The following is a 9,660-nucleotide window of genomic DNA, read 5'->3' as shown; positions in this document are numbered from 1 at the left end:
TTTCCATGCACGGTAGTCTAACACAGCGTATTGATTATTTCCGCCTTATTAGTAAATAAGCCACCTATCGGCGATATGAAAATGCGCTGGCCTGGACGCGAACCGTATTATGGCGCGTTTCACGATTTATTCCCGAGCTGGAAAGAGTTTTGGGCCGAGCAGCCAGCAGACAGCCCGGAAGTGGCAAGCCCGGCGCCTTTAGAGGCATTTTTGAAAACCATGCGCCGAGATACGCCGGCACCGAAAATTCGCGTTCGCTAAATATAGCGTTAATAGGGCAGCACTATGTCGGTTTCTGAAAACACAAAATTATTAAGCCCGCTGACACTGGGGCGTATAGAACTCGCTAACCGTGTTGTTATGGCGCCAATGACACGCTCTCGCGCCGAGGTCGACGGCGATATGCCCAACGACTTGATGACGGAATATTACCGTCAGCGTGCCGGTGCAGGATTAATCATCACCGAGGGCACGCACCCCAGTGCCGAAGGCAAAGGTTATTGTCGTACGCCGGGTATGTATAACGATGCCCAGCAGGCAGCTTGGGCGGAGGTTTGCGCCGCGGTGCACAGTGAAGGCGGCAAGATTGTCTTGCAATTGATGCACTGTGGCAGGGTCGCTAATCCGGCGAATAAAACCGCCGCAGATGGCAGTGTCGCACGAACGCTTGCACCCTCGGCTATCACCGCTAAAGGCCAGATTTACACCGAACAGGGTATGCTGGATTTTACTGTGCCCGAAGCAATGAGCCTGGCTGATATTGAGTGCACCATTGCGGACTATGTGGCCGCTACGCGCCGCGCATACGCCGCCGGCTTTGACGGGGTGGAATTGCACTGCACAAGTGGCTATCTACCCGCTCAGTTTTTGTCGACCGGCACGAATCACCGTAGCGACCAATACGGCGGCAGCCTGCAAAATCGTCTGCGATTCGTGCTTGAGTTGGTTGAGGCAATGGCGGCGGTTGATGGTGCAGATCGAGTTGGAATGCGGATTTGTCCCGGCAACCCCTTTAATGATTTGGCCGACGACGATAATCAAGAGACCTTTGCTGCCTTATTAAAAGCCTTGGATCCTTTGAGGTTGGCGTATTTACACGTGATCAGAATGCCTAAAATTCAGGATAATGTAGCCTTGGCCAAAGCCAATTTTAGCGGTCCGCTAATATTGAACGACAGCTATAATCAAGACGAGGCCGAAGCGACTCTCTCTGATCCCCAGCTTGTCGCTATTTCCTTTGGTCGTGCATTTATCGCTAATCCAGATTTGGTGCGGCGTTTTCAGGACGGACTGCCGCTGGCCGATATCGACCCCAGCAGCCTCTACACACCGGGTGCGAAAGGGTATTGCGATTATCCAGTGTGGAGTGAGTCGAATTAGCCAGCTAGCTCGTCAATGTCGAGCTCTTGACCGAGGACTTAGATAAACCTTTCCTCATAAATAAGGCAGTGTTAGACATCTCGTCCGGCATTGCCTTTATTTCCTCTTTAATTTTCTCATACCGAATACTATATAACTCCTCGTCAAGGTGAGAACCCAAAAATCAGGTGTAGGCCTTTTTTACGCGAGTGGAGTTGGAGTTTTAATTCGTGGAAGCATTGATAGTAGAGTCGCGAAACTGTGCTTTGAATGCTTTTGACTTAGTTTTATAGGACTTAGAACGCAGCTGCGAGTCCGCAACTGCGTTGAAATTATCTTAATTGTTAGTGTTTAACTCCACCGCAGGATTAGCCGCCATAGTATAGCGATTGGCACGCTTAAATGTGCCAATATCATTAAATCTTACTCCCATTTCACGCATCACTGCGTGGGCCTGTTTTGAAGTCCACTGGCGAATATAAAAAGGCTCCCGCACCGCAAAGTGGTGAATGGCATGGGTGGCACCAAAGTTAAAGCAGAATAATTGTAGAGGAAATAACCACCACACATTAAGAACTTGAGTTTGCTGCATGACATTGCCGTCTTCAACGTCGCCGTAATAGTGCATATTTGAACTAATAAAGTGAAGGCAGAAGGTGCGAAGAAAGCAGGGAAGCATGACGGTCACAGCTAAAAAATTGAGAATGTCGATTGCGGTATTCACTGCGCTGGGTAGTGCTGGTGATATGCCTGCGAGTGTTGCTAGTATTAATGTGGCTTGTAAAATCAGCCATCCATGCCATACAAAATAGTATATTTTTCCGATAGGGAAATAGCCGTTGCGCTGCTCATGTATAAGTTTTTTTAACTCCGCATCATCGCTTGGCTTCTGGGCAACAATGTAAGCATAAGCTGCTTCGTGAATGGATTTTGTCCGCAGCTTGGTGGCGAGTTTGTTGTCACCTGTCATGATAAGGCGCTTCATATTCCAGTGTTCACCGTTGGTGATTCCGCGCTCTTCTAAGTCAGATTCGGTGCCGGAATGTTTGTGGTGATGAAGGTGCAGGCGTCTCCTCACTAGTGGATTAATAGTGCTTGGGCGAGCAATCCAGCCGATGATTAACATCATGCGATTGATCTTGGGGTTTTTGCGGAAATAGATGGTGTGAATCAGGTCGTGTTCAAGCTCGTGAATAAATGAAGCAAACAGCGCCACTAATGGAATACATAGCCACCAACTAATTATCTCTTGATAGTAGAGCCAGGCGCTGCCAAGCATACCTAATAGTGACAACACCATGATAATGGCGCCAATGGCGTCTTGGTGTTTAAGCCAGCGGTGTTTAGCGCGAAGCTCGTCACCTGCCTGCAAAACGGATTTGCGAATGAAGGCTGTTTTTTCTTCGTTGGTTAGCGCTGTACTTTGGGGTATTCTGTTTTGCTTAATCATCATATCGTCGCCTAGTATTTGTTCACGTCTAGCATATTTAATGCGATTGACAGGCGCAGGGCTTCGGGCGCCAAGATTCTGACTTAAGATGCCAATTCAATGAAAGCAAGTTCCGCACACGTTTCATCTTTGAGTAGCTGGGTGCGCACCATTAAGCTTGCGCTAGACGCTCAGGGCTTAGACGGTATGGCGCTATTGCAGCAGGCTGGTATGGATGCTGACGTACTGGCAGACCCCACCGGGCGTGTACCGTTGGCGGCAACTACTCGCTTGTGGGAAATAGCGATTGATGCCACGGCTGACCCTGCCTTTGGTTTAACGGTAAGTAATTTCGTTCAGCAGACTACGTTTCACGCCTTGGGTTATTCATTAATCGCGAGCAAGTCGTTAAAAGACGTTTTTGAGCGCCTTGTTCGCTACTTTCATATTGTGAGCAATGCCGCAGATGTAAAATTCGAGCGCCTTGAGAATTGCTATCGTTTTCGTATTTTACAACTGGGTGGTGAGCAGCCCGCGTTTGCTGCGCAGGATGCACTGCTCGCAACAAATTTGCGCATGTGCAGGTCCTTGGCAGGGCGGGAGTTTAGTCCCTTGGCTGTTCGTTTACTTCGGCCGCGACCGCAGGAGCGCAAACCTTATGAGAAAATATTTCGGGTAGAGGTAGAGTTTTCGGCAGAAGAGATGTCGATGGATTTTGCCATTGATGCCATAGAGCAGACCTTGCTGACTGCGAATGAGGAATTGGCCCAGCATAATGAGGCCATACTTGAGCGACTGCTGGCCGGTGTTTCACGCGATCCGCTCAGTCAGAAAGTGCATCTTTGCCTACTGGAATTATTGAGTAATGGTGAGCCCTCGCACGAGCAGGTCGCGAAGCGTATCAATATGAGTTCGCGGAATATGCAGCGTAAGTTGAGTGAGGCAGGCACGAGCTATACGGCGATTTTGGACGATACTCGCAAGCAGCTTGGATTGAATTATTTGCAGGACGCAGATTATACGATGAGTGAAATAACCTATTTGTTAGGGTTTTCGGATACCTCTAGTTTTTCGAGAGCGTGTAAGCGCTGGCTGGGCATGTCGCCGAGTGCTTATAGAAATACGCAAGGTATTTGCAAGTAATCGACGGTTGGCGATATTTGAGTATGCCAAGCTGTACTCTTATCTCGCGATAAGCCGAGTCATTTTGATTTTTTTCTCTAAGGTGAGCATCATCAAACCGCGTTTAGTATCCTGGCTTCACCCGCACTTTTGCTAGCGTGTTATTAGTGTCTTTACGGCAATTCTTTGGGTTCAATCGTCCAAACGCAGGCTGCGGCAGCCAGGGCGGGGACAGCAAATAGAGTGAAGAGTACGGTCATTGATACGCCAAGCCCCATCAATAGGCCGGCGAGTATTGGACTGATTACCGCGCCAGCTCGCCCCAGACCTGCCGCCCAACCTAAACCGGTGCTGCGTATTTGGGCGGGGTAAATAACCATCACGATATTGTAGAGATTCGAGAACGCGCCCATCAGGCTAATACCGATAAAAAACAACATCGTCAAAATAAGGCTGTAAGGTATTTGGCCGAGATCATTGCTCATGCTGCCTACCAAAAATATGCAGCCGGTTCCGAACACAAAGCCGCCGGCGATGAGTTTATTGATGGGTATTCTTTGTCCCAGATAGCCCATCAGCATGGTGCCGACAATTGAGCCAAGGGGGATGGCGGCGGTGGCTTGTATGGCTTTTTCCTGTGTCAGTCCCGAGTTGCTCAATACCTGGGGCATCCAGCTGCTAATGAAGTAAACCACGACAAAGCCGGTAAAAAATGCGCTCCAGGACAGCAGAGTAGCCTGGCGGCGACTGGCGGTGAGCAGTGATGTCACCGAGGCGGATTCTGATTTTACTGTGTCACTAACGGGGGGAATATGCGTCACCGTCGCCTGGCCGATATAAGACAGTGTCCGGTTGACTTTTTCCAGTGCTATTTCGGGGTGGCGTTTAATGGTGAAGGCAATGGATTCCGGCAGCAGCAGTTGAATCAACACACCCAGAATCAGGGTGATGACGCCCGCGTACAAAAAGATGGTTTGCCAGCCGTGACTGCTAATGAAAGCTGCGGTAATAAGACCGCCGGCAACCGCACCAGCAGAGGCCGCGGCAACCAGAATGGAGATGGCAATACGGCTACATTCGCACAAATCTTGTGGAAGTCCCCCCCTATCGGAAAGTTCGAAAGAAGTTGTTGCGTCGGCGTTCCGCAAATAGTAAATAAAAATTCGGTTCGATAGTAAAAAAGGTTTGTGTGTCGATATGTGCACTAGTTTATGGTTTCAGAGACCATGTAAAAGTGAAATGCTGGGCGTCTAGAAAATATACATCATGATGCTAGTTAACTATAATCGCTACAATTAGCTTAACAACATGGGTGATTAGTATGGCAACAAAAGCAACAGGAGAAAGGCGTCGGGTTCGCAACCCCGAGGCAACCAGAGACGCTATTCTAACGGCGGCGCGCACTGTACTGTCAGAAGACGGTCCAGAGGGTTTGAGTGTCTCTAGGGTGGCAAATTTAGCAGGTGTTAACCGCGGTACTGCATACCAACATTTCCATACCCGCGAAGATTTGTTACATGCAACCGCTGACTGGGTTGCAGATCAGTTGCTGTCGGAAGGTGCGTTTGCCGCTCGCGACAAGCAGGTTTCTAGTGAGAAAGTAGTCCCTGCGCGAGAGCAGCCGGTATTTGAAATCATGGAGCGCATGGTTAATTTCGCGGTAGAAAACCCTGAGTTGGGGCGCATTTGGCTGTTTGAAATGCTGTCATCAAAGAACCCATCTGGTGATAAATTTTTCGCGCGTTATAAGCAGGGTATAGAGGCGTTGGTTGCCGGCGAATACGGTCACGACGATGTGGATTCAGAAGCGCTTGCGGTGTTGATGTTGGCGGGTAATTTCTTGTGGCCAGTGTGGGTGAATGCCCACGCGAAAACCAAGAAGGAAAGAACGGCGATGACAAAGCGTTTTTCCCGTGAGATGTTGCGGCTTACCTTGAACGGTGTATTGAAACCTAAACACTATCCAAATCTGATCAAAATGCTTAAAGATGATTTGTAGTTTTTATCTGTTTATGTGGTCTTGATTCCCGCTCGCTAGTATTTTTGATGTCGCTAGCGATGTAGATCTAGCATCTAGCTCTTTGTAGTGGGTTTTTGAAAATAGAATCATATCTTTGATCGACGTACGTGTCTCCAGAAAGAAACGCTTAGAAACGGGGAGGGCGTGCGGTGGCGTTGGCCAAATATGGTAGGTGGTATGCGCGCCAGTTTCGTAGTGCGCTCGGCAATCATAGTGGCGTCATTCATTAGCGTGTCTTCTTTGCTGGTTATAAAAAATAATGGTGGTAGGCCAGCGTAATCCATATACAGCGGAGATGCTTCTGGGTGGGTACTGTTGAGTGGGTCGGTATAAAAAGTGGCGAAGGTGGGTAGGATTGTGAGGGGTAGCAGCGCGTCGGGTGTAAGCAAGTTTGGTTTGCCTCTCATCATGAAAAAATGATCATTAATATGCATTTGGAATTAGACCGCTATCTGGGCGCCCCTCCGGCGGCGTAGTGTGCGGGATAATAGTCGGTCTGCTTTTGAATAGAATCGACTGCTGCGGTTTACAACAGCAAGGAGCCTGAGATAGGCTCCTTGCTTGTATTTACCACACACACACTTTTTGACTGGCCGTGCGCCGTCAACCCATTGCGAATCTTAATCGGATTGAAATTATGTTATCTCTGAGTAGACCTGAATTATTTCGGCAGCAAGCTTTTGTAAATGGTCAGTGGCTGGACGCTGCCTCCGGAGAAACAACTGAAGTTTACAACCCCGCCAATGGTGAACTGCTTGGCACCATTCCGCGCCTTAGCGACCTTGAAACTCGCGATGCGATAGATGCCGCAAATGCCGCCTGGGGGCCGTGGCGCAAATTGCCAGCTAAAGAGCGCTCTGCGTATTTGCGTCGCTGGTTTAATTTGATTCAAGACAATGCTGAAGATATTGCCCAAATTATGACCGCCGAGCAGGGTAAACCCCTTGCCGAAGCGCGGGGTGAGGTTCAATACGCGGCCTCGTTTATCGAATGGTTTTCCGAAGAAGCCAAGCGCACCTACGGTGATGTGATTCCCAGTCCTGCAAATGACAAACGCTTAATCGTGGTAAAAGAACCCGTCGGTGTGTGCGCAGCGATTACCCCGTGGAACTTCCCAGCGGCAATGATCACCAGAAAGGCGGCGCCGGCACTGGCGGCGGGCTGCACGATGCTGGTTAGGCCCGCTGATGCGACACCGTTTACCGCTTTGGCTTTGGCTGTATTGGCGGAAGAGGCGGGTATTCCTGCCGGCGTACTCAATATCCTGACCGGTAAGTCGCGGGTTATCGGTGCGGAATTTACTAGCAGTATGAAGGTGAGGAAATTGTCGTTTACCGGCTCGACTGAAGTCGGGCGGAAACTCATGGAGCAGTGTGCCCCTACGTTAAAGAAACTGTCACTGGAGTTGGGTGGCAATGCGCCATTTATCGTGTTTGAGGATGCCGATCTGGATGCCGCAGTGGAAGGCGCCATGATCTCCAAATTCCGTAACACGGGCCAGACCTGTGTGTGCACGAATCGCCTATATGTTCACGATAAAGTCTATGACGCGTTTACCGAGAAGTTGGCGAAGGCAGTAGATGGGTTAAAAGTCGGTAACGGCATTGATGAGGGTGTTTCACAGGGGCCATTAATTGACGAAGGTGCCGTGTTAAAAGTTGAGCAGCATATAGAAAATGCGGTGGGCTTGGGCGCGAGAATATTAAGTGGCGGGCAGCGCCATGCTCTGGGCGGCAATTTCTTCCAGCCGACGGTGTTGGCTGATGTAAACCAAGAAATGTGTATCGCCCACGAGGAGACCTTCGGGCCAGTGGCACCGGTATTGCGTTTTCACAGCGATGAGGAAGTCATCAAGCTAGCCAACGATACCGAGTTCGGTTTGGCCAGCTATTTCTACAGCCGCGATATTGGCCGCGTTTGGAAAGTCGCCGAGGCTTTGGAATACGGTATGGTCGGGATCAATACCGGCTTGATCTCGAATGAAGTAGCGCCGTTTGGTGGTGTAAAACAGTCGGGCTTTGGCCGCGAAGGTTCACACTACGGTATTGATGAATACCAATTGGTGAAGTACATGTGTATGGGTGGTTTGGATTAAGCCGGCTAAAACCCAAACATCGGCATACTCGGTAGCGACCGAGTATGCCGACGGTGAGTACAGCGAATGCCTTTGCTTTTCTCAGGCAGCGAAATAGCTCATATCCCGCTCACTCTGGATCCCCGATCGGGGTCGGGGATGACGGTTGTGGGAGCCCGCACTGCGAACGCAGGCACCGTCATACTCGGTACTCGGCCACGACCGAGTATCTAGGTGAGCGTAAGTGTAAGTCTTTAGCGTTCGACGCTTGAAGTACGCGCCGCCCAGTTCGGCGTGGCACGAATTTCGAAGCGACTGGATCTCAATCGAGTTGAAGATAACAACACCACACTCCGTCTTCCTCGACCTTTAAAAACCACGTCATCCCCGACCTTTCAATACTACGTCATCCCCGACCCCGATCGGGGATCCAGATCAGCGAATGCCGTTAGCGTCGGACGTCTGGCGCTTGAAGTGCGTGCCGCCCAGTTCGGCGTGTTGCGAATTCCAAAGCGACTGGATCTCAATCGAGTTGACGATAACAACACCATACTACGTCATCCCCGACCCCGATCGGGGATCCAGATGAGCGACAGCGAATGCCGTTAGCGTCGGACGTCTGACGCTTGAAGTACGCGCCGCCCAGTTCAGCGTGTTACGAGTTCCAAAGTGACTGGATACTCAATCGAGTTGACGATGATGGCGGTGGAGCGTTGAGGATGAGGGTGGTGGGTCGTTGAGGATGACGGCGGTGGTTCGTTGAGGATGACATCACCTCACTCCGTCTTCCTCGACCCCGATCGGGGATCCAGATGAGCGACAGCGAATGCTTTTACGTCGGACGTCCGACGCTAGAAGCACGCGCCGCCCAGTTCGGCGTGGCGCAAAGGGTTTCGACCGATGGCTAGCCCATCAGACATCGAAGCCTCTATCGCGGCAGCCTCAATGTACTAATCAGAAATAAATCAGCTGACTTTGTCGCAAGAAATCAGTGCTTCTCGTAACTCGTAGCCGTGCACCATGTCATTCCAGGTTATGATCGGCGCGCTGTCTAATTTTATTCTCGGAATTTTGAAAAGTTGCTCTAAAAATATACGTGTTTCATGTAGGGCAACTTGTGATCCCGGGCAGCCATGGGGGCCATCGCCAAAGCTGAAATATTTTCCGGAATCATTTTGACGCTGCGCTCTGTCGGGGTCTATTGCAAACGGGCATTCGTCTACTAAACCCTCGTGGATATTTAAGTTGCGAATATCAATGTCGTATTTTTCGCCGGCTGGAAGTGGTTGTTCGGACAGGCCTTCTACTTCTTCATCGACGCGGCGCATAAGTTTTGCGGCAATCGGTTCGAGTCGCAAAAGTTCCATTAAAATAGCGAGTTGCTCTTTCTCATTTCCCGCTAAGAAACGCTCACGCAGTGGCTGATTTTCAAATAAATACCATGAGGTCATGGTGATAAATTCGCGGGTAGTTAGCATGCCTGCAGAGCCGTAGGTGAGGCATTCAATGATGATGGCGACATTGGAGTAGCCGTCTTCGATGAAGCTGGAGATGGCGTCGTCTTTGGGATTGGCTTTGCTTGCTTTAATTGCCGGTCTAACGTAAGCGTCCGGCCAACTCACCTTTCCATCCAATTTTAGAGTAGTAGTCTTGGTG

8 protein-coding genes are annotated in these 9,660 nt (G+C 50.1%); 5 read left to right on the top strand and 3 right to left on the bottom strand.

Going from position 1 to position 9,660, the window contains the following annotated elements; genetic code table 11:
- The first annotated feature begins 81 nt into the window (after window positions 1-81).
- Both AAC007_RS17255 and AAC007_RS17250 read left to right on the top strand, forming a co-directional pair.
- Window positions 82-261, top strand: a complete 180-nt coding sequence (locus AAC007_RS17255; protein ID WP_339678474.1) for a hypothetical protein — start codon at window positions 82-84, stop codon at window positions 259-261.
- A gap of 24 nt (window positions 262-285) precedes the next feature.
- Complete coding sequence (locus tag AAC007_RS17250; RefSeq protein ID WP_339678472.1) at window positions 286-1,380, top strand: alkene reductase; 1,095 nt, start codon at window positions 286-288, stop codon at window positions 1,378-1,380.
- A gap of 316 nt (window positions 1,381-1,696) precedes the next feature.
- Here AAC007_RS17250 and AAC007_RS17245 read toward each other — a convergent pair whose 3' ends face one another.
- Complete coding sequence (locus AAC007_RS17245) at window positions 1,697-2,812, bottom strand: fatty acid desaturase (protein WP_339678470.1); 1,116 nt, start codon at window positions 2,810-2,812, stop codon at window positions 1,697-1,699.
- Between the two features lie 96 nt (window positions 2,813-2,908).
- On the opposite strand from AAC007_RS17245, the gene AAC007_RS17240 reads away from it, so the two are divergent.
- Entirely contained in the window at window positions 2,909-3,931 is a 1,023-nt protein-coding gene (locus tag AAC007_RS17240; protein WP_339678468.1) for an AraC family transcriptional regulator, read from the top strand.
- Between the two features lie 152 nt (window positions 3,932-4,083).
- On the opposite strand, the gene AAC007_RS17235 is transcribed toward AAC007_RS17240, so the two are convergent.
- Entirely contained in the window at window positions 4,084-4,995 is a 912-nt protein-coding gene (locus AAC007_RS17235; protein ID WP_339678466.1) for an MFS transporter, read from the bottom strand.
- Window positions 4,996-5,231: 236 nt separating this feature from the next.
- Here AAC007_RS17235 and AAC007_RS17230 point away from each other — a divergent pair, with 236 nt between their 5' ends.
- Window positions 5,232-5,909, top strand: a complete 678-nt coding sequence (locus AAC007_RS17230) for a TetR/AcrR family transcriptional regulator (protein WP_296436211.1) — start codon at window positions 5,232-5,234, stop codon at window positions 5,907-5,909.
- Window positions 5,910-6,567: 658 nt separating this feature from the next.
- A complete protein-coding gene (locus tag AAC007_RS17225; protein WP_339678462.1) occupies window positions 6,568-8,025 on the top strand; it encodes an NAD-dependent succinate-semialdehyde dehydrogenase in 1,458 nt (485 codons plus the stop codon).
- Between the two features lie 944 nt (window positions 8,026-8,969).
- On the opposite strand, the gene AAC007_RS17220 is transcribed toward AAC007_RS17225, so the two are convergent.
- Window positions 8,970-9,660 (bottom strand): cytochrome P450 (locus tag AAC007_RS17220; protein WP_339678460.1); only part of this gene is annotated, 691 nt, incomplete at its 5' end.

The organism is uncultured Zhongshania sp., from assembly GCF_963975605.1.
Taxonomy (GTDB): domain Bacteria; phylum Pseudomonadota; class Gammaproteobacteria; order Pseudomonadales; family Spongiibacteraceae; genus Spongiibacter; species Spongiibacter aquimaris.
The sequence above is the reverse complement of the archived record's forward strand: the minus strand, read 5'-3'. Positions and strand labels throughout refer to the sequence as shown.